The following is a 19239-nucleotide window of genomic DNA, read 5'->3' as shown; positions in this document are numbered from 1 at the left end:
TTCCGCGGCGGTGACGGCCTTCTCGACAGGGTGGCCAGCCCGACCCCGGCGCGCGTTCTGCCGGATCACGCGGCGGCTGCGAGGCCGGCGCCGGTGGGGTGGGTGTCTGGTTGTCGCCGGTGCTCCCCGCAAGCAACGCTGATGAACCACACAACGCTAGCCGAAAACCCAACGGCCCAGAGTCATTTGAACACTGCAAATGAACACCTGCGTAGACACGGTGGTGCGGGAGCAATTGACGGCTGCCGTTGCGGGCGGGTCACCGCACAGCCAGGCCAGAGCACCTGAGCGCAGCGGCCAGATGGGCGAGAACCTCACACTATCGAGTGGATTCCGAAGCTCGGATGAGGGTGGTGTTCCGGCGGGGACCATGGGGCCGCCTGGTTCCAGAGCAACCACCACGTGTAGTCGCTGGTCTCCGCGCACCACCACTCCGGCGGATGAACGCCGGACAGTTCTGCCCCGCCCTGTATGCCAGAAAGTCCCGAATGGTGGAGCTATCGCCGCCTGGCTGTCGGAGGGGAACGCTACCGTCCCCTCATACGCGCCTGCACCGAAACGGGCGACAAGAAAAGGAGCCACCATTGGACGAAAAGCTCTCCCCCGCTGACCAACTGGCGTCCGACTTGCGGAGGCGTACCAGGCCGTCGAACGAGCTTCCCGCGATCGTGGCCCTCGACGCCGTGCTCGCGCGCACCGACGACATCGTGATCGCGCTCAGCGGTGCCCGCGCCTACACCCAGGGAATCGAACTATTCCTCCGGCTGCACGTTCGCCAGCCCGGCGCTGTGTCGGCTACCGCGGCCTTCGCAGGACTCCACGGAGGCGGTAGCGACCAGTATCTACTCGGTGTCGAGTTCGCCGACGGCCGCACCGCGACAAACATCGACGACTCCCCCTCGGATGACAACAGCACAACCGCGGTGTTGATGTCAGGTGGTGGCGGTGGCAGCCCCGACTTCAGCAGCTACACCTACTACCTGACACCCGTCCCGCCACCGGGACGCCTGTCGATAATCGTCGCCTGGCCGACCGCTGGAATCGATGAGCACCGCGTAGACCTCGACGCAGAACCCTTCCGCAGCGCCGCCGAACGGGCACAGGTCTTGTGGCCGGAACAACCCACCTCGACGTGGAACCCACCGTCCTCCCCACGCCCCGATCTCGCACCCGGCGGCTGGTTCGCTCACGCACTGAACTGACCACCAGTACGGGCTACGACACGGGGCCGGAGCAGTGTTGACGAGTTTCATCGCAGGTACGGGCGTCAGTGAAACACGTTGTTCAGCGACTCGACCGGCCTCCGTACGGGTCGACGGGATTGGCTTGCAGCCCTCGGCTAGCGTCCCCTCGCACCCACCGGCAGACTTGACATATACAACTCGCGCAGTCCTTACTCCCCCGCTGTCGCAGTAAGGTCCCGCACGCCAAAATGCAGATCCTCCCCGGGACCAGGCTGCTCGGAGCCGCCCGGCCTTCAGCGAGTTTGGGTGCTCCACACCGCAGACGACGCTTGAACAGTGCGACACCCAACCGATGTCGTCACCGGAGCACATTGAATCCTCCCGGCATGTCCGGAGACCCCCGCGGGACATGCTCGGCGAGGCCAGTCCGCCCTTGGACGAGCCGGAATGAGAACAGCCGTCATCGATGACAAGGTAGCGCGCCCCCGTCCGCGCACCGGGCCTTTCCCGTGCGTCCAGCGCGCCGCAGGGGGTGGCCGACTCATCCCTGGGGTGGCTACTTCCGGGCGCGCCGGGGCGGAATCATTAAATCCCACAGCCACAACACCTCTCGAACAGGAACCACATCATGGGGATCACCCGCAACCGCTTCCGCACCTTCGCCGTCGCGACCGCCCTCACCGCCGCCGCGCTCGGCGCAACCGTGCTGGGCGACACCATCGCCACCGCCGACCCGAGTGCCGAGGGTTCCTTCCTCGAGGAGATCAGCCTCAACAACGCCACCCTGCCCGGCAAGAAAGCCGACGAGATGGTCGCCGCCGGGTACGCGACCTGCGATCACCTGCGCGGCGGCACCTCGGTACTCGACGAGATCTCCGCGGTCGAGACCACATACCAGTTCCACCAGGGCGTGCTCTTCGTCAGCGCCGCCACCACCAACCTGTGCCCCGGGTTCGCCGGCTAGGTTGTGATGTCCGGGCGCTCCTTGTCCGTCGTTGGGGCCAGCGGCCGAAATGTCGGCCATACGAGTACCAGTCCCAGCAGTTCGTCGAGGACGGCCCATTCGTTGGGTTCGGTCGGCATCGTCGTCCCTCTCGCCGGAGTGTTCGCGGAAATGTCGAAGCCGAAGCGCAAGCAGTGCCCTGGCCGCGTCGTTGGTCAGCGCGGGTGGGCTGTCGGGGCAAACCACTTCGATGATGCCTTCTCTGTTAACCCTGCGATTGTTGGGTCTCAGCAGACATGCTGGGACGCCACGCTTTCAACGCCCAGTGCTGGACTGAAGATGGCAGAACGCGCAGTCGCCTCGGAAGACTCAGCGCATGTCCGCAGAGAGGATGTGCGGACTAGCCGAAGCAGCGTACGGGCGCGCATCGAAAGCCGATGGCAGTGGGCCGAGGGCGAAAGAGTCTGTCCTGCAGTCATTACGGAAGCAAGCCAGCGATGTGGACGCAACCCGAACTTGCAGCGCACTCCGCTGAAAGCAATGCCAGCTACGCCCGGATGCGTCTCGATTGCCCCACTAATCCTTGCGATTCGGTGGACTGCACCCTGCGACTCCATGGTCGTACTCGAAACTGGCTCGGTCGGAAAGAAACAAGACCAGCTTGGCGGCACGCGCGAGGGAAGCGATGAACCAGGCATGGACATGACAGTCTCCTGACTGCCTGCCCGCCGATTCTCCGGAATCCAGGTTACCGCAGCAGGAACACCGCCCCGGACACACCGGGCGACGTGGTCACCACGGCTGCTGGCAACCCCGCGACGAAGGCCGGAGCACTACACCCGCCTCCAACTCCGGGGACTGTGGCAGCCGGCCGGGCGGCCCGTCCTCGCCGATGACTCCCGGCGAATCAGGAGCCACGACTGGCAAGCCCGCTACGGTGCAAAACACCGCCCAACCCGGCGGTGCCGCAGGACTTGGTGGCCATCCGCGGCCGCAATCCCTCGCGCCGGATCGGAAGCGTCGGGGAGGCCGGTATCAGACTTTGTTGGCGCCGTCGTCGAGTAGTGCGCGCAATGTCATGTGGGCGATGTGGGTTTCGAGTCGTTGCCGGTCGGGCATGACGGCGGCACGGAAGCGGTGTCCCGCTAGGAAGGACAGCACCGCCCATGCGGCCGCTTGCGGGTCGAGGTCCGCGCGCAGTTCCCCGGTTCGCAGGCCCTGCGTGATCACTTCGGCCAGGACGTCGGCGAGTTCGCCCATGTGGTGGCGGACCGCCTGCTCGACAGCGGGCTCGGCGGTCATGGTCATGGCGTCGGCGAAGATCACTCCGAGCGAGCCGGGTGCGTGGAGTTCGTCGATGTGGCCGGGGCTGAGCAGGTGGGCCAGCAACGTGGCGACGGAGTCGGTTTCGGAGGCGACGGTGCGCATCATGGCGCACATATGCCTGGAGGCGTGTGCCACGACAGCGGCGTAGAGCGCGGCTTTGGAGCCGAAATTCTGGAACAGCACCGGCTCGGTGACACCGACACGAGCCGCGATCTGCGCCATGGTGGCGCGCTGGAACCCCGACTCGGCGAACACCACAGTGGCGGCGCCGATGATCGACGCGCGCCGGTCGGCGGCGCGTAATCGAGTGCGCCGCTGTTCGGCGGGATCGGAGGATGCGCGTGCCATGCAGTCATCGTATCCGCCCTTGCCCAACAACTTAGTTGCGACTAAGTTATTCACCATCTTAGTCATCACTAAGTTAAGGAGGGGCCATGGGCCTCGGACATTTGATGCATCACACCCCGAACCCGGACACCGCGGGACTCACCATCGACCACGGCGGTACCTACGACGTGTTCGGCGCGGTGTTCTTCGGCGGACGACGCGACCGGATTTATCGCCGCCTCGCCGAGTTGAGCGGCGCCCGCCCGAGTGACCGCGTGCTCGATATCGGTTGTGGGACCGGATATTTGACGCGCCGCTTGGCCGCGGTAGCCGATGCGGGGACGGTGGTCGGTGTCGATGCGTCGGCGGCGGTGCTCGAGCGCGCCCGCAAGATCACCACCGAACGGAATTGCACCTACTCCGTCGGCGTCGCCGAATCGCTTCCCGGCGAGGACAGTTCGTTCGATGTGGTGACCAACTGTTTGATGCTGCATCACCTGCCGGAGGATGTGCGCGCGACAGCGCTGGAGGAGATGTGGCGGGTGCTGCGTCCTGGGGGCCGCCTGTTGATCGGCGAGTTCCGGCCACCGGCCAACCCTCTGGGCCGCCATCTGGTCGGTGCATTGACCGGTCCTTCGATGCAGCACAATCCCATCCATTTGCTCGAGCCGATGGTCGCTGAAGCGGGTTTCGAGCAAATCGGCTCAGGCGACCTGCATCCCTGGATCCGCTACATCACAGCCCTGAAGCCGGGAGCCACTCGATGAGGCACTCGACGGGCGTGCTGCGGGTCCTCGCTGTTGTGTTGATCGTCATCGGCCTGGCCGTGCATGTGGGGCTGGGCAGCATGGCCGGGCTCGGAGCCGCCGCCGTGGGCCTGATACTGGTCGCGCATCTGCTGCTCGCCGCCGTCGGGCGCCGATGGCTGCACCGCCTCTCCTCGAGATAGCCGCGTCAACGGCTCGGGGATGAACCGCGCCATCCCATCCGCCGCGACCAGCCGAAGGCGTGTGACCGTCCGCGGTACCCTACTCGCCAATAGGTTCGCATCTGCGCACCTATTGGCGTAAGGTCGCCCTTAGTCGAGCGAGTTCGGGAAGGTCAGCGTGATCGAGGTATTGCGGCGTCGCCGGTTCCGGCGGTTGTTCACCGCGCAGGTGGTGGCGCTGGTCGGGACCGGTTTGCTGACGGTGGCGGTCGGACTGCTGGCCTACGATTTGGCCGGTAGCGACGCCGGGGCGGTGCTGGGTACCGCGCTGGCGATCAAGATGGTCGCCTACGTCTTCGTCGCGCCGGTGATCGCGGCGGTTGCCGACCGCGTGCCACGCCGGGTGCTGCTGGTGTCCGCGGACGCGATCCGGGCGGTGATCGCCGTGACACTGCCTTTCGTCACCGAGGTGTGGCAGATCTATCTGCTGATCTTCGTGCTGCAAGCCGCCTCGGCGACATTCACCCCCGCCTTCCAGGCAGTGATCCCGGCGGTGCTGGTCGACGAGGACGACTACACCCACGGATTGTCGCTGTCACGGCTGGCCTACGACCTGGAATCACTGCTGAGCCCGGTGCTGGCCGCCGCATTGCTGACGCTGATCGACTACAACCTGCTGTTCGTCGGCACCGCCGCCGGGTTCGCCGCCTCCGCCGCGCTGGTGGTGAGGACCCCGTTGCCGCGCCTGGTGCCCGGTGGCCGAACCGTGCCGCTGATCGAGCGGATCACCCGCGGCGCTCAGGTCATGGTCGAGCGACCGGTGCTACGCGGCCTGCTGGCCATGAACCTCGCCGTCGCCGCCGCGACCGCGCTGGTTGTGGTGAACACCGTGATCTACGTCCAGGACCTGCTGCACGGCTCCGCCGCCGGTGTCGCCCTCGCCCTGGCCTGCTACGGCGGCGGCTCGATGCTCATCGCGCTCACCATGCCGCGGCTGCTCTCACGCTTCAGCGACCGCCGAGTCATGCTCACCGGCAGCGCTGCGCTGCCGGTGGGGCTGCTCGCCGCCGCCGCGATCGCCGCGATTCAGCCCTCCGCCGAGTGTGGCTGGTTTCTGCTGGCCCTGGCATGGACAGCGCTCGGCGCGTGCACCTCGATGATCAACACACCGTCCGCGCGTCTGCTGCGCGCGGAATCGACACCGGAGAACCGCACAGCGGTCTTCACCGCCCAGTTCTCGCTTTCCCATGCCTGCTTCCTGCTCACCTACCCCATCGCGGGATGGGTCGGCGCCGGAGCGGGCCAGCTCACCGCCGCACTGACCCTGGCCGCCATCGCTACACTTGCAGCAACCACAGCCGCCCGCGTCTGGCCCGCGACCACGCCGACCGAACCGGAGGCGGTGCCAGCAGGAAGGCGGTGAACGATGGCAGGGCCTCCGAATCCGGCCGCTGACCCTCCCGTGCCCAGCCTCCTGCACCCGATCAGCCCCGACCAACCGCGTCTGGATGCCGCGACCGGCGCCTTCCGCATGCTGTCCGACCCCACCCGGCTGCACATCCTGTGGATCCTCGCCGACGGCGAAGCCGACGTCACCGCCCTCACCGAAGCAGTCGGCGCCTCCCGCACCGCGGTCAGCCAACACCTCGCCAAACTCCGCTTCACCGGCCTGGTCGACACCCGAAGAGAAGGCCGCCGCATCATCTACCGCGTCCGCGACGGCCACCTCACCCGACTGGTCCGCGAAGGACTCAACCTCGCCGACCACATCGTCACCGGCGAACCACCACACGCCTGACCGATTCGGTCCGGACCGACTTCGCCATGCCATGGCCTTCGCCGATCAGGCTGGACACGACAGGTGCGCACACTTCACATCGCAGCCACAGTGCAGCGGGCACAGCGGTACCAATTGTCGGGTCGACAGCATGAGCCGCCTGATGCCGCCGAAATATCCGGCGTACGGCCGAACTCATCATGCGAGCTGCGGTCACCGAGACTGCCGTGGTGCATGCGGTCAACGATTCGCTGCCGACTGGCCGACCGGGTGGCGCTGGTCGCGTCGACGCACTGTGCGCAATCCGAAGGCTTGGCCCACGCTCGCGCCTTCGAGCAGGTATTGCAGTCCTATCACCACGAATCCGAACAGCCATCGTGCGACCGTCTGCCACAACCGGGGGCGTCGGCCGTCCTTCCATCGGAGGACCCGCATTCCGAACAGCAGCTTCGCGACACTCCCCCGCAGCAGCAGTGTGCCGAGGACGTGGTTGGCGAATGACAACGCGAGCACACACGGAATGAACGCGCCCAGGAACTCCACGACACCGTTGAAAGCATGAAAGGCACGTTGCGACAATGCGAAACCCACGACCAGCGCGACGAAGGCGTCGGTCACCGCAGCCAGGGCCAAGCGGTTCTCTCCCGCCTGCTCCGGGACACCGACCCCCCGAGGTTCGGGCGACTGGGCGGGTGATCGGCTCTGGTGAGGACCAGGGTGCGTTGCGTTCACGCGACGTATTGTGCCGCCACCCACCAGCTCTCCCCAGGGATGTGGAGGTCGCACCCGTGCGGGACGCTGAAAAACGACAACACGCCCGCGGTGGTGACCTGCAGATCGGTGCGCACCAGCGGGATGCGGTAGGCGGTGTTGTTGTCACCGAACTTGCCGGTGCGCCCGAAAGTGTCGGTGACCGGTTTCCAGTCCGCGTCGGTGGTCGCCACCGGTTGGCGCCCGGACGCGGCGGAAGTGGTCGCGGGTGTGGGCGAGGTGTCGGCGCTCGAGCATCCTGCCGCCGCGGTGAGCGCCAGCAACGCGGCCATTGTGGCCGCGCGTAATGGGGGTCGACGTGTCGAAACTGCCATGGCATGTCCATGTCGTCGAAAGATGTTGTGCCCGACGGTTCAGTGGGTGGGTTCGAACTCCCACAGCACCGGCGCACCGTCGGCGCCCCGGGGGACCGGGAAGTAGGTGTGGTGGGTGGCGGGGTCCAGCGCCAGCGAGTGGGCCCCGTCGGCCAGGTGCGCGGAGCCGACGGCGAGGGTGCGGCCGTCGCGGCGGTCGAACACGCTGACCCAGCCGCTTTCGGCCGCGAGGTAGACCCGGTGCGCGCCCGGGTCGTAGACCAGCACGTCGGGAGTCTCACCGACACGGTCTTGTCCGGTGACGGTGCGGGCGGCCAGGTCCACGGTGACCATGCTGGAGTTGGCCTCGCAGCCGACGAACATCACTCGATCGGCGGCGTCGAGGGCTTGGCCGTGCGGATGGTCGCAGCCCGGCGTCGGGATCCGGTCGGTCACCACGAAAGTCGCGGGATCGATCACCGTCAGATCGTCGCGGCCCTGGACCGCCACGACCATGCGGTCGGTGACCGGGTCGTAGACGACGTTGCCGACCTCACCACCCAACCCCACGGTGGCGCGCACCGCCCCGGTGTCCGCGTCGACGACGGTCTCGGTGCCGGCGTGCTCGTTGGTCGTCCACACCGCACGACGGACCGGGTCATAAGCGACTCCGTCGGGGTAGTCACCGGTCGGGGCGGTGAACACCACCGCGCCGGTGTCGGCGTCGAAGGCGACCAGCTGGTTGCGGCCGGTCGCGGTGGCATACAGCCGGTGGGTGTCGGGGACCACGATCACCCCGTGCACGTTCGGTACATCGGGGAGGGTGCGGACCACCTGGTGGGCACGTACATCGACCTCGATGACCTCACCGGCACCCATATGGGCGAGGAACAGCCGCCCGCGCCTGGCATCGAGGCTGGTGTAGTCGAAGCGCACCGGCCCGCCGGTCAGCGCCACCTGCGCGACTTGCCGCAGCGGCAGCTCACCGGCATACGGGGGTCCCGCCGGTGGGGAGGTCGAGCATCCGCCCACCACTACGGCTGCGGCGCCCAGCAGCGCCGCGAGTGTGCGCGTCGGGGGCATCACCCACCTCCCACTCGATGTAACCGTGGTTTCGAAACTACGCTGGGGGCAGGTGCGGTGAAATGCCACCACCGGACCGGAGGATTTCGTGCCCGACTCGCCAGCGGCGACGCCTGGGCAATGGGTGATGCTGTCGTATCGCATGCCTCGTGAGCCGTCCACGCCGCGGATCGCGTTGTGGCGCAAGCTCAAACGCCTTGGGGTCGGGCAGATCTCCGACGGCCTGGTCGCCCTACCGGCGGATGCGCGCACGCGTGAGCAGCTGTTCTCGAGCATGAGCCCGGCCGAAGTGGCGGCGATGACCGAGCGCCTCGAGTTCACCGATGAACCGGTCACCCCGCCGATCGAGACCGGCCCGGGCACCGAACCGGTCCTCATCCCCCGATCGGTGAAGCTGACCCGTGACCTCGCTCAGGCGTGCAAGCGCCGCGCCGCGAACCTCGGCATGTCGCAGTCGGCCTATATGCGTTCGTTGATCGAACGCGACGTGACCGAGGCCGGAACCGGCGAGCAGCGACCGGCGTGGGTGCGTGAACTCCTGGCCGTGATCGCTCAGCACGAGAACGACGAGCACCGCAAGGCATCCTGAGCCGAGTTCGGCGGTCGAGGTCGACCAGTCGGGATGACCCGTTCGGCTGGTCCCTCGCCTAGCTAGGAGTCGCTCACTGTCAGCGCGTCTGCCTGCACAATGCCGCCGGAACTGGGCGGGCGACTGATGGGTTCGACGCGTTCAGCGGCTTTCGGGGTTGGCGAGCCGGTCTGCGCCGGACGTGCACTCGGCGCGAAACTCGGCAGTGACGAGTACAGATCCGACACCGTTCTCCCGCAGGTCTGCACGGTGCCGTCGGGGCGGACGAGCACGGCGTCGGCGCGCCCGCCGCGCAGCCAGCGGTGCAGCGCGGTGCCCGGCACGGCCCGCAACACCACACCGCCGCGCTGTTCGACGGTCGCCGCCTGCACCGGTGATGGGGCCGATGTCGTGATGATGGCGTAACGCCCGGCGATGAGGTCGTCGACCCGGTGCCCGTCGGCCATCCGTTCGTTCGGGACCAGCCGTCCGGCCAGACCTCGACGCAGCGGCGGTGCGGTCACCAGCGCGGAGCGGTGCAGCGGCGGTGACTCTCCGCTGATGATCGTCCGGGTCAGCCCGGGCAGCCGGTGCAGTCGCGGAGCGAGCAGGCCGCGCAGTCGATTGCCCAGTTCGCCGCCCTCGGTCATGGTCAAACCCATGAGTTTGGCCAGCCGGATCATCATGTGCGCGTGCGGTTTCCGCTCGGTCTCATAGGTGGCGAGCACCGGCTCCGGAAGCTCGCCGCGCAGCACCCCGGCCAGCTTCCAGCTGAGGTTGGCGGCATCGCGCACGCCCGCGCCCATGCCCTGCCCGATGAACGGCGGGGTGAGGTGGGCGGCATCGCCGAGCAGGAATACGCGTCCGGCACGCCATCGGTCGGCCAGTTGCGCGCGGAAGGTGTACTCCGCCACCCGGACCAGCTCCAAGCCCTCGCGGTCGGCGTCGGCCAGCCATGGGGCCAGCAGGGGCCACAGTCGAGCCAGATCACGGTAGTCGTCGGCGGATTCGCCGGGCCGCAAACGGAATTCCCACCGGTGGCGGGTCGTGCCGATGCGCATGTATGTCGCGGCTCGATGCGGGTCGCATACCTGATGCACGCCTCCCCAGTGCCCAGGATCGACCGTGGTCGCGAGGTCGACGACCAGCCAGCGCTGCTCGAATCGCAAGTCCCGCATGCGCGCGCCGATCGCGGTGCGCACCAGGCTGTTCGCGCCGTCGCAACCCAGCACGTAGCGGGCGCGCACCGACTCGGACGCGCCGGTCGCGCGGTCTTCGAAATCAACCCGGATACAGTCCTTCTCGACCGTCAGCCCGGTGACTTCCACTCCGCCGCGCAGCGAGACGGCCGGATGCCGTGCCAGATTGGCCCGCAACAGCGCCTCCAGCTCCGGCTGGTCGAACAGGTTGGCATCGGGGAATCCGTTGCGGCCCCCGACCGGATCGCGGTCGAATTGCGCCAGCACCCGATGCCGCGGATCCACCAGGCGCAACCCCGGCGCGGGCCGGGCGATCGCGTCGAACCCCGGCCCGATGCCGAGACGTTCCACGATCCGCCGGATCTCACCGTCGAGATGGACCGCGCGCGGCTGCGGGTAGACGCCCTCCCACCGCTCGAGGACCAGCGATTCGATGCCGTATTGGGCGAGCAGCGTGGCCGCGGTGAGCCCGGACGGGCCCGCTCCGACGATCACCACCGGAACTGTCGGCGAAGTCATCGGGATCCACCGATCAACGTGGCCACGTAGGCCGTGGCGACCACAGCCGTACCTGCCGCGGGCGCGATTTCGGTCGTGCCGTCGCCGTTTCGGAGATGGCTGGCGACCGCACCGGTCATCAACAGCACCAGCCCGGCCACGGCAGCCCGGCCGATCGCAGGGCGAACCGGTCCCAGCAGCACCCCACCGGCCGCGAGGAGTTCGACCGCGCCGATGCCGCGATAAGCGGTGGTGGAGTACCCGAGATGCGCCGCACGCTCGCGCATCGCCGCGACGGCGGCGACCTTGGCCGTCCCGAGGTATAGGAATTCGGCTGCCAGCACGCCCCCGAGCACCTTCGCCACGGTTTTCATCGCCGCACCTCGATTCTCGCGTCGATCGCATAGCGGCCCAGGATCGCCTCGGCAGCGGCTGGATCGACATCGGGGTCCAGGACGACGGTGGCGACGATCGCGCCGTCCTCGACCGCGGCGGAGATACCCGCCACACCGGTGGTCTCGGCGAGCGCGTCGAGCAGTTCGCGGCGAGTGGCATCGGCGCGCAGGCCCAGCTTGTACGGCTTTCCGACATCGGTGACGGGCAGCGAGTCGAGGATGGTGACCGTCTTGGGGGCGGCGGCGCGCTCGTGCACCCGCTCGGCCGCCCACGCCACCAGTTCGCCCTCGGTGGCCTCGGCGCCCGCGGTGAGAGCGACGTAGGCGACCGGGACCTCGCCGGCGTGTACGTCCGGGCGGCCCACCGCTCCGGCCGCGCTCACCTGCGGGTGGCTCAGCAGCGCGTCCTCGATGCTCGCGGGATCGATGTTGTGGCCGCCGCGAATGATGAGATCCTTTGCGCGACCGTGCAGATGGATGAATCCCTCCTCGTCGATATGGGCCATGTCACCGGTGCTCAGCCAGCCGTCGACCACGGCGCCCAGTCCATCGAGGCGGTGACCGTGTTCGTCGCGGCCGGTCACGTATCCGGCGAAGACCGTGGGGCCGCTGATGACCAGGACGCCGGTCTCCCCGTCGGGGAGTGTCTCCCCCACCCCGTCTTCAGCCGTGCGGACGACCGCGACCTGCTGATAGGGCATTCGCTGCCCGACCGCGCCGGGCCGGGGAACATCCGGGAAGCTGCGTGCGGTGGCGCACGTCGCCTCGGTGAGGCCGTAACCCTCCACCAGAGTGACCCCGGTGTGCAGCTGGAAGTTTTCGCGGACCGCGAGCGGCAGCGGGGACGCGCCGACCATCGCGTAGCGCAAGCTGGTGATGTCGGTGTCGATCGGGCATTGGGCAAGTACCGCATACACCGTCGGCACGGCGCTCATCGCGGCAATCCGGAAGTGCGCCACGATATTCCAGAACTCCGCGTAGAGCGTGAAGTCCCGATATCCCAGCGGACCGGCCCATACCACCGGCTGACCGCGGAACAGCGGCGCGAGCAGGGTGACGACCAGCGCGTTGACGTGGAACAGCGGCAGCGCGGCGAAGACCACCGATTCCTCATCGAGCAGCGAGTTGGCGGCGATCATCCACGCATTGGAGACCTCACCGGAATGTCGGTGCGCCGCCAGTTTCGGCACGCCCGTCGTGCCGCCGGTGTGGAACAGCGACGCCAGATCCGATGCCGCCGGCGCCTCTCCGTGAAAGCGGATCGAATCCTCCTCGGCGGCAAGGGTATCGAGGTAGCCGATCCGGATGCCGCCGATGCCTGGCAGGGTCGGCGGCGGCTCCGGAGCTGCCGTCGGACGCAACACCAGCAGGGCATCCAACAGACCGCGCGCCGCGAGTTCGCGTGCGGTGGTCCAGGTGTCAGGCTCGAGTTCCGGACCGGCGGCGATCAAGACCCGAGCGCCCGAGCGGCGCAGCAGCTCCGCGACGTGCTCGTGCGACAGGCCGCCATTGATCGGTGCGCCGATGCCCGCCAGCTGTGCGGCGAGGGTTGCCGGGATCAGCTGTGCGCAGTTGGGGGCGATCAGTGCGACCGCGTCGGTGCGGCGCACACCCAGCTCGTGCAGCAGGTTCGCGTACTTGTGCACGTCGGCGAGCAGCTCGGAGTAGGTGCGCCGCAACGGCTCTCGCCATCGCGCCGCATCCGGCAGCACGGTGATCGCGGTGCGCTCCGGCCATCGCGTCGCCGCACGGACGAGCAGGGCGTAGGTCGATTCGGGCAGGCCGCGCGCCTCGAGCGGTATCGCTTCGATGGCGGCCAGGTCCTCCGGGCCGGTGTACCGGGGCCAGAGCAAGTCCTCGGTCGAGGTCTCGAGGGTCGTGTTGTCGGTCATCGGGCGTACCTCACGACCGTGCGCTGGCGGCCCAGGTCGAGGGCGCCGTCGTCGGTGCCGATCGCGGCCTCGACCACGTCCCCGTCCTTCAGGTACTTCGGGTTCTTGGCCTGGCCTCGGAAGAACATCTTCCACTTGACCTTCGGCGGCAGCAGCGAGCCGATGATCTCCACCGGCTTGGGCGGGGCACTGAGCGCGGTGCCGATCGGGGTTCCGGTGAGTAGCAGATCCCCGGCGTCCATGCGCTGGAATCGGGCCAGCGCGCGCAGCGTCTCGACCGGCCGGTAGATCATGTCCGCGACCGTCATGTCCTGCCGCAGCTGGCCATTGACCCACAGCCGCAGCCGCAGATCTCCGAACCGCTTCAGCTCATCGGCGTCGAGCAGCACCAGCGCCGGGCCGACCGGGGTGAAGGTCGGATACGACTTCGCCTCGTAGAACTGCGTTTTCGGCAGCTGCACGTCGCGCGCCGAGATGTCGTTGGTAACTACCAGGCCCGCGACGTAGTCCGCGAGGTTCTCCGCCGAGACATCAGCGCCGACCGGCATCTCGCGACCGAACACGAGGCCGATCTCCACCTCGTAGTCGAGCAGCTGCACATGCGCGGGCCGGATGACGTCGTCGTGGGGTCCACTGATCGATCCGGACGCCTTGCGGAAGAACGTCAGCGGCACCGTCTCGGGGTCCATCCCCGAATCCCTCACGTGCGAGGCGAAGTTCGTCATCTGCGCAACCACCCGACACGGCGCGGTCACCGGGGAGATCAACGAAAGGCTTTGCACTGCCACGGGTTCCGCGCCGGACACAGCCGCGGCGATCGCCTCACGGTCGGCGAGCAGTTCCCGCGTGGTCGTCGCGGTGGTATCGATACGGGCGGCACCGGCGGGGGTCTGCACCCACCAGGCGTCGGCGGTGCGGAGGATGGATGTGCTCATGAGTTGGCCACTTTCAACAGGCCGCGCAGGCGGCGGATATCGAATTCGTTGTCCTCACGCAGCGCGTCGACGATCGAGCGCAGTTCGCGCAGCGATTCGGCTCCAGGCTTGATGCCGAGGAAGTCCTTGGTCACGGGCGGGCCCCACTGCGCCAGACCGGAAGCGCTCATCGGCGCCCAGCCCGGCTCGAGGGTGCAATCGAACATGTCGCCGTCACTGAAGTGCTCCACCATGAACCCGTCGGGATCGCGCCAGTAGTCGAAGATCTGGCTGCCATGGATATGGCGGCCGATCCCCCACGATCGGCGATAACCCTGTTCGCGCAGGTACTCTCCACCCGCCGCGAGCGCGTCCAGGTCGGCGACCTGATACGCGGAGTGCACATAGCGGTTCGACGGCCCGAGCGTCAACGCGAGCGTGTGATGGTCGGTCGGCACCGAACCCTGGTCGCAGCGAATGAAACTCATGACCGGACCACGCTCCCGCTGGCCCGGGTAAAAGAGGAAGTCGCTGACGATCAGGCCCAGATTCCGCAGATACCAGTCGAGGGTCTCGCGGTATCTCGTCGACTGGATCACCACGTGTCCGAGCCGACGCACGCGTGCCGGTGCCCGCAGCGGTCGCTGCGTGGCATTCACCCGCGCCACCTCGTGCCCGAAGTTGAAGATGTGGGGCTGCTGCGTCGGCAAAGCCTCGAGTTCGTGCGTCTCGGCGACCACTCGCACCCGCAGGCGGCTCGGATCGGAAAGGTCGACGGTCAGTCCGCCCAGTGACTCCGGCAATGGCATGGCTCGCGCACCGGTCGCGGCGGCCAGTCGCAGCAGATCGGCGGAATCGGCGGCACGAAAGGCCGGACCGACGAAGCGCGAGCGGACACCACGCCGGATGAGCACGCATGGCGCGCCCGGATCGGTCCCGCGCAGCTGCAACTCGTCGGCCGTCCGCATGGCGGTCGCGAACCCGAAGGCGTGGGCGAAAGCCTCCGCCCCGTCCAGGTCGGGCTTCTCGAACTCCAGCCACGCCAAGTCCAGCACCTTGATCACGGGATTGCGCGCCCGGCCCGGATGCTCACCCGCGTGCGCCCCCTGCTCGCTGTGCAGACCGCTGTGTACATCGTGATGGCCGCTCATCGACCACTCCCTTCCAATAACTGACGATATCGTCACTCACGAGAGCGGCGTCAGTCAATACCATCTGACGATTCCGTCAAAATTGAATCGAGCGGCTATGATGGTGAGCCTGTCCAGTAGGAGAGATGCATCGATGACCACGCACAATGGGTCGGCACCCAATCGCCTGGAACGCCGCAAGGCCCGCACGCGCGCCGCGCTGGTCGGCGCGGCGCAATCACTGCTGGCCGAGGGCAAGATCAATGTGCCGATCCTCGAGATCACCCAGGCCGCCGACGTCGGCATGGGATCGTTCTACAACCATTTCCAGAGCCGCGAGGAGCTGTTCCATGCTGCCGTCGAGGAGGCACTCGACCGGCACGGAGCACTGCTCGATCTGCTGTGCGAAGACGTCGAGGATCCGGCTCAGGTCTTCGCGCAGAGCTTCCGCCTCACCGGCCGCCTGCACCGCCTGCATCCCACCCTCAGCAAGGTCTTGCTCAATGACGGGCTCGGCGTGGCGAACTCGGACCGCGGGCTCGCGCCTCGCGCACGCCGCGACATCGAGGCCGCGGCCGAAGCCGGGCGCTTCGACATCCGCGACCCGGAACTGTCGATGACCATCGTCGCCGCCGCGGCCCTGGGCCTCGGACGCCTGCTGCACGACCATCCCGAACGCGACGACGCCGAGGCCGCCGACCAGGTGGCCGAGGACCTGCTGCGCATGTTCGGGCTCTCCTCCGAGGAAGCCCACGAGATCTGCCGACGCCCGCTACCGCCGTTGGACCTGCCGCGCGTCGGCTCGACTCCATAGACTCAGCGGTCGTCAACGGCGGGAGCCTGCGGCAACCATCTCGAGGGGGCAACGCTAGCTGGGCCATCGCGGCCGGAGCACCGCATGCTCTACCAGGGCCGGCACACCACCGAACGCCGGTCGGTGGGCCACGCGCCGCGCGACTCCAGCCGCTGGTCAGGGGGAATAGTGCTGGCGCGCATACGCTGCATGCGCGACGCTACGACGACGCCTGCGCGCTCGGTGAAACAGCCGAAGCCATCGGCTCGGCGCGGACCATCCGCTCACGGAGCCCGATCGGCTCGTCGTGGCGGGCGGCAGCATAGACCTGCAAGTAGCGAGTGATGGCGATCCGACCCTCGTCGGTCAGCGCGTCACTCTCGTCGCCGCGCTGGTGGGCCAGCTCGAAGACGTGGTCACCCAGCTCCACGGCCACCTCGACGACGCGTCGGCTGGTGCCGGGCGCGAGCAGGCCGGTGGCAAGCAGGTGGCGGTGGAGCAGGTCGGTGAGCCTGCCGAGGTGTTCTCTGATGTCGTCGCGGAGAGCCTCGTTGTGCCGGGAGGCGTAGTAGAGCGCGACGAAGTCCGGGTGCGACATGTAGTGGCGGCCGTGAAAGGCGATGAACGCCTCGACGGCGGCCGCGATGTCCGGGTGTGGCCGGGCGGTGGCGAGGGACTCCTCCAGTTCGCTATCGAGGCGCGTGAGTTCGCGGGCGAGCAGCTGCTCGAAGATGGCGTCGCGGTTGGTGAAGAACTGGTACACCGTCGCGGACGGGACACCAGCACGTTCCGCCACGGAACGGACCGTCGCCGCGTCGGTTCCCTCGGCCGTGATGATCTCCACGGCGGCGTCCAAGATCCGCTGGACGCGCTCGCGGCTGCGCTGCTGGACCGGTTCGCGGCGGAGGGGGCTGGCGTCGGGCACGGCATCCATGGTAGACACGAAAAAAATAACATGACGTCATGTTCATGTTTCAGCGGATCTCTTGCGGAGGCGACTACACCATGAGCGCGACCGGGGCAGCCGTCGATGCGTTGACCGAGGCGGGGCGGGCGATACGCGGCTCCGGGGGCGGCGGCACCGCGAAGGCCGCTTGCAACTTGTGCGAGGCGATTTGCGGGATCGAGATCACCATCGAGGGCGGGAGGGCCGTCGGTGTGCGCGGCGACCGCGACGACCCCCTATCCCGCGGCCACGTGTGCCCCAAGTCCGTAGCGATGACCGACGTGCACAGCGACCCGGACCGGCTACGGCGGCCGCTGCGCAAGATCGACGGAGAATGGGTGGAGGTGGACTGGTCCGAGGCGATCAACGCGGCGGCCCGCGGACTCGCTCAGGCCCGTCGGCGGCACGGCGCGAATGCGGTGGCGGTCTACCTGGGCAACCCCTCGGTCCACAGCCTCGGCGCGATGACCCACGGGTCCGCGTTCGCCTCATTGCTGCGAACCCACAACCACTTCTCGGCATCCTCGGTCGACCAGTTGCCGCACCAGGTCGTTTCGGCACTGCTGTACGGGCACCAGTTCCTGCTGCCGGAGCCGGATCTGGACCGGACACAGCACCTGCTCATGTTCGGTGCCAACCCGCGTGCGTCGAACGGAAGCCTGATGACCGCGCCGGATATGGCGCGGCGGCTGCGGGAAATCCGCGAGCGCGGCGGGCGGGTCACCGTCATCGACCCGCGCCGCACGGAGACGGCCGCGGACGCCGATGAGCACGTATTCATCCGGCCCGGCACGGACGCCGCGGTGCTCTTGGCCATGGTGCACGTCGTCTTGCGAGACCGGGCACCGCGCCTGCCCGACTACATCACGGGTGCGGACGCGCTCCGAGACGCGGTCGCCGAGTTCACGCCGGAAGCCGCCGGCCGTTTCAGCGGCGTGCCCGCCGCCACGATCACCCGCCTCGCCCACTCCTTCGCCGACGCGGGTCCCGCCGCCTGCTACGGCAGGTTCGGCGTGTCGACCCAGCGGCACGGCACTGTGTGCCAGTGGGCCATCCAGGTGCTCAATATCATCACCGGCAACCTGGGGCGCGAGGGCGGGACGCTGTTCACCGACCCGGCCATCGACATGACACGGCTGCTGAGCCCGGGCCATTTCGGCCGACGCCGCAGCCGTGTGCGCGGGCTTCCTTCCTTCGCCGGGGAGTTTCCGGTCGCCGCCCTTGCCGAGGAGATCACGACGCCGGGCCAGGGGCAGGTCCGGGCGCTGTTGACGATCGCGGGAAACCCGGTGCTGTCCACTCCTGCCGGAGCCGCACTCGGCACCGCGCTCGGCGGCCTCGACTTCATGGTGGCCGTGGACTTCTACCTCAACGAGACCACTCGCCACGCCGACGTCATCCTGCCGCCGACCAGCGCGCTGGAACGAGACCACTACGATTTGGTTTTCCGGTCCTTCGCCGTCCGCAATACCGCGAAATACTCGCCCGCGGTGCTGCCCAAGCCGCGCGGCGCGCGGCACGACTGGGAGATCTTCCGCGACCTCGGCTCGGCCTACCAACGCCACCTCGGAGGCGGCCGGATGCGGGTATTGCGCCGTCGCCTCAGTAGGCCCGCCGTGGCCACCGAGATTCGGCTGCGGACACCACCGCGCCGGCTGGTGGACCTGCTCCTGCGCACAGGTCGCTACAAACTGAGCGTGCGGCGACTGCTCGCTCACCCGGCCGGGCTGGACCTGGGCCCGCTGCGGCCGGGCGTCGAGCATCGCCTGCGCACTCCCGACCGCCGACTACACCTCGTGCCACCGGAGATCGCGGACGCCCTCGACACCCTGCGCTCCGACCTGGGTACGGCTCCGGCGGACCCAGGGTCGCTGCTGTTGATCGGCCGACGGCACCTGCGCTCCAACAATTCCTGGATGCACAACTACGCCCGCCTCGTCGCCGGTCCGCAACGGCACCATCTGCTCATGCATCCTGCCGACGCGGCCCGCCTCGGACTGGCCGACGGGCCCGCCGTGCTGCGCTCGCGCACCGGCGCCGTGCGGGTGGACGTCAGGCAGACCACCGACATCATGGCGGGCACGGTCAGCCTGCCGCACGGGTACGGGCACGCGGCGGCGGAAAGTCGGCTGTCCGTGGCCTCCCGCGTCGCGGGCGCGAGCGCCAACGATGTCACCGACCCGCTGTTCCTGGACACCGTCAGCGGAAACGCCGCCCTCAACGGAATCCCGGTCACCGTGGAACCGCTCCCCGACTCCCGCTAGCAAGGAAC

General features: G+C 68.2%; 19 protein-coding genes. 9 read left to right on the top strand and 10 right to left on the bottom strand.

Annotated features, from left to right (window positions below; all coding sequences use genetic code 11):
* Window positions 1–584: 584 nt before the first annotated feature.
* Complete coding sequence (locus AB0L97_RS05720; protein WP_364425591.1) at window positions 585–1202, top strand: hypothetical protein; 618 nt, start codon at window positions 585–587, stop codon at window positions 1200–1202.
* Window positions 1203–1812: 610 nt separating this feature from the next.
* Window positions 1813–2148 (top strand): DUF732 domain-containing protein, encoded by a 336-nt coding sequence (locus AB0L97_RS05715; RefSeq protein WP_364425589.1) that lies wholly within the window; start codon window positions 1813–1815, stop codon window positions 2146–2148.
* Window positions 2149–3162: 1014 nt separating this feature from the next.
* On the opposite strand, the gene AB0L97_RS05710 is transcribed toward AB0L97_RS05715, so the two are convergent.
* Window positions 3163–3801, bottom strand: coding sequence for a TetR/AcrR family transcriptional regulator (locus tag AB0L97_RS05710; RefSeq protein WP_364425587.1), 639 nt, complete (start codon window positions 3799–3801; stop codon window positions 3163–3165).
* Window positions 3802–3887: 86 nt separating this feature from the next.
* On the opposite strand from AB0L97_RS05710, the gene AB0L97_RS05705 reads away from it, so the two are divergent.
* The 4 genes from AB0L97_RS05705 to AB0L97_RS05690 all read left to right on the top strand — a co-directional run bounded on the left by AB0L97_RS05705 (window position 3888) and on the right by AB0L97_RS05690 (window position 6506).
* Window positions 3888–4547: a methyltransferase domain-containing protein gene (locus tag AB0L97_RS05705; protein WP_364425585.1), complete on the top strand. Its 660-nt coding sequence runs from the start codon at window positions 3888–3890 to the stop codon at window positions 4545–4547.
* Window positions 4544–4729 carry a hypothetical protein gene (locus AB0L97_RS05700; protein ID WP_364425583.1) on the top strand — a complete coding sequence of 62 codons (186 nt, stop codon included), beginning with the start codon at window positions 4544–4546 and terminating at the stop codon, window positions 4727–4729. Before AB0L97_RS05705 ends, AB0L97_RS05700 begins: the two co-directional genes overlap by 4 nt.
* A 157-nt stretch (window positions 4730–4886) precedes the next feature.
* A complete protein-coding gene (locus tag AB0L97_RS05695) occupies window positions 4887–6131 on the top strand; it encodes an MFS transporter (RefSeq protein WP_364425581.1) in 1245 nt (414 codons plus the stop codon).
* A 3-nt stretch (window positions 6132–6134) separates the two neighbouring features.
* On the top strand, window positions 6135–6506 hold the full coding sequence (locus tag AB0L97_RS05690) for a metalloregulator ArsR/SmtB family transcription factor (protein ID WP_355079489.1): 372 nt from the start codon (window positions 6135–6137) through the stop codon (window positions 6504–6506).
* 219 nt (window positions 6507–6725) lie between these two features.
* On the opposite strand, the gene AB0L97_RS05685 is transcribed toward AB0L97_RS05690, so the two are convergent.
* From AB0L97_RS05685 to AB0L97_RS05675, 3 genes are all read right to left on the bottom strand, one after another.
* Window positions 6726–7118, bottom strand: a complete 393-nt coding sequence (locus AB0L97_RS05685; RefSeq protein WP_364425578.1) for an RDD family protein — start codon at window positions 7116–7118, stop codon at window positions 6726–6728.
* A gap of 95 nt (window positions 7119–7213) precedes the next feature.
* Window positions 7214–7528: a hypothetical protein gene (locus AB0L97_RS05680; RefSeq protein ID WP_364425576.1), complete on the bottom strand. Its 315-nt coding sequence runs from the start codon at window positions 7526–7528 to the stop codon at window positions 7214–7216.
* An 81-nt stretch (window positions 7529–7609) separates the two neighbouring features.
* Entirely contained in the window at window positions 7610–8632 is a 1023-nt protein-coding gene (locus tag AB0L97_RS05675) for a YncE family protein (protein ID WP_364425574.1), read from the bottom strand.
* Between the two features lie 88 nt (window positions 8633–8720).
* On the opposite strand from AB0L97_RS05675, the gene AB0L97_RS05670 reads away from it, so the two are divergent.
* The gene (locus tag AB0L97_RS05670) at window positions 8721–9221 is read left to right on the top strand and encodes a hypothetical protein (RefSeq protein ID WP_364425572.1); all 501 of its coding nucleotides are present in this window, start codon (window positions 8721–8723) and stop codon (window positions 9219–9221) included.
* A 62-nt stretch (window positions 9222–9283) separates the two neighbouring features.
* Here the strand turns inward: AB0L97_RS05670 and AB0L97_RS05665 are convergent, their stop codons facing one another.
* Genes AB0L97_RS05665 through AB0L97_RS05645 form a run of 5 tightly spaced genes read right to left on the bottom strand, consistent with a single transcriptional unit; the run spans window position 9284 to window position 15249 of the window.
* Window positions 9284–10918 (bottom strand): bifunctional 3-(3-hydroxy-phenyl)propionate/3-hydroxycinnamic acid hydroxylase, encoded by a 1635-nt coding sequence (locus AB0L97_RS05665; protein WP_364425570.1) that lies wholly within the window; start codon window positions 10916–10918, stop codon window positions 9284–9286.
* Window positions 10915–11271, bottom strand: coding sequence for a DoxX family protein (locus tag AB0L97_RS05660; RefSeq protein WP_364425568.1), 357 nt, complete (start codon window positions 11269–11271; stop codon window positions 10915–10917). Before AB0L97_RS05660 ends, AB0L97_RS05665 begins: the two co-directional genes overlap by 4 nt.
* Window positions 11268–13184, bottom strand: coding sequence for an acyl-CoA synthetase (locus AB0L97_RS05655; RefSeq protein ID WP_364425566.1), 1917 nt, complete (start codon window positions 13182–13184; stop codon window positions 11268–11270). The genes AB0L97_RS05660 and AB0L97_RS05655 overlap by 4 nt, the downstream gene beginning before the upstream one ends.
* The gene (locus AB0L97_RS05650) at window positions 13181–14119 is read right to left on the bottom strand and encodes a fumarylacetoacetate hydrolase family protein (RefSeq protein WP_364425564.1); all 939 of its coding nucleotides are present in this window, start codon (window positions 14117–14119) and stop codon (window positions 13181–13183) included. Before AB0L97_RS05650 ends, AB0L97_RS05655 begins: the two co-directional genes overlap by 4 nt.
* Window positions 14116–15249 carry a VOC family protein gene (locus AB0L97_RS05645; protein ID WP_364425562.1) on the bottom strand — a complete coding sequence of 378 codons (1134 nt, stop codon included), beginning with the start codon at window positions 15247–15249 and terminating at the stop codon, window positions 14116–14118. Before AB0L97_RS05645 ends, AB0L97_RS05650 begins: the two co-directional genes overlap by 4 nt.
* Before the next feature lie 133 nt (window positions 15250–15382).
* Here AB0L97_RS05645 and AB0L97_RS05640 point away from each other — a divergent pair, with 133 nt between their 5' ends.
* Complete coding sequence (locus AB0L97_RS05640; RefSeq protein WP_364425560.1) at window positions 15383–16042, top strand: TetR/AcrR family transcriptional regulator; 660 nt, start codon at window positions 15383–15385, stop codon at window positions 16040–16042.
* Window positions 16043–16241: 199 nt separating this feature from the next.
* Here AB0L97_RS05640 and AB0L97_RS05635 read toward each other — a convergent pair whose 3' ends face one another.
* Complete coding sequence (locus AB0L97_RS05635; protein WP_364425558.1) at window positions 16242–16946, bottom strand: TetR/AcrR family transcriptional regulator; 705 nt, start codon at window positions 16944–16946, stop codon at window positions 16242–16244.
* Between the two features lie 38 nt (window positions 16947–16984).
* Between AB0L97_RS05635 and AB0L97_RS05630 the strand changes: the two genes are divergently transcribed.
* Entirely contained in the window at window positions 16985–19231 is a 2247-nt protein-coding gene (locus AB0L97_RS05630) for a molybdopterin-dependent oxidoreductase (RefSeq protein ID WP_364425556.1), read from the top strand.
* The last annotated feature ends 8 nt before the right edge of the window (window positions 19232–19239 follow it).

Origin of the sequence: Nocardia sp. NPDC051911 (genome assembly GCF_040681035.1) — a bacterium.
Taxonomy (GTDB): domain Bacteria; phylum Actinomycetota; class Actinomycetes; order Mycobacteriales; family Mycobacteriaceae; genus Nocardia; species Nocardia sichangensis.
This window is presented reverse-complemented; position numbering and strand designations above follow the sequence as displayed.

What these genes read in the sequence shown, in the direction of transcription:
- AB0L97_RS05690 (WP_355079489.1), top strand. Translation starts at nt 6,135, where the DNA reads ATGGCAGGGCCTCCGAATCCGGCCGCTGACCCTCCCGTGCCCAGCCTC.
- AB0L97_RS05660 (WP_364425568.1), bottom strand. Translation starts at nt 11,271, where the DNA reads ATGAAAACCGTGGCGAAGGTGCTCGGGGGCGTGCTGGCAGCCGAATTC.
- AB0L97_RS05645 (WP_364425562.1), bottom strand. Translation starts at nt 15,249, where the DNA reads ATGAGCGGCCATCACGATGTACACAGCGGTCTGCACAGCGAGCAGGGG.
- AB0L97_RS05630 (WP_364425556.1), top strand. Translation starts at nt 16,985, where the DNA reads ATGTTCATGTTTCAGCGGATCTCTTGCGGAGGCGACTACACCATGAGC.
- AB0L97_RS05715 (WP_364425589.1), top strand. Translation starts at nt 1,813, where the DNA reads ATGGGGATCACCCGCAACCGCTTCCGCACCTTCGCCGTCGCGACCGCC.
- AB0L97_RS05650 (WP_364425564.1), bottom strand. Translation starts at nt 14,119, where the DNA reads ATGAGCACATCCATCCTCCGCACCGCCGACGCCTGGTGGGTGCAGACC.
- AB0L97_RS05705 (WP_364425585.1), top strand. Translation starts at nt 3,888, where the DNA reads ATGGGCCTCGGACATTTGATGCATCACACCCCGAACCCGGACACCGCG.
- AB0L97_RS05655 (WP_364425566.1), bottom strand. Translation starts at nt 13,184, where the DNA reads ATGACCGACAACACGACCCTCGAGACCTCGACCGAGGACTTGCTCTGG.
- AB0L97_RS05710 (WP_364425587.1), bottom strand. Translation starts at nt 3,801, where the DNA reads ATGGCACGCGCATCCTCCGATCCCGCCGAACAGCGGCGCACTCGATTA.
- AB0L97_RS05700 (WP_364425583.1), top strand. Translation starts at nt 4,544, where the DNA reads ATGAGGCACTCGACGGGCGTGCTGCGGGTCCTCGCTGTTGTGTTGATC.
- AB0L97_RS05640 (WP_364425560.1), top strand. Translation starts at nt 15,383, where the DNA reads ATGACCACGCACAATGGGTCGGCACCCAATCGCCTGGAACGCCGCAAG.
- AB0L97_RS05680 (WP_364425576.1), bottom strand. Translation starts at nt 7,528, where the DNA reads ATGGCCGCGTTGCTGGCGCTCACCGCGGCGGCAGGATGCTCGAGCGCC.
- AB0L97_RS05665 (WP_364425570.1), bottom strand. Translation starts at nt 10,918, where the DNA reads ATGACTTCGCCGACAGTTCCGGTGGTGATCGTCGGAGCGGGCCCGTCC.
- AB0L97_RS05675 (WP_364425574.1), bottom strand. Translation starts at nt 8,632, where the DNA reads ATGCCCCCGACGCGCACACTCGCGGCGCTGCTGGGCGCCGCAGCCGTA.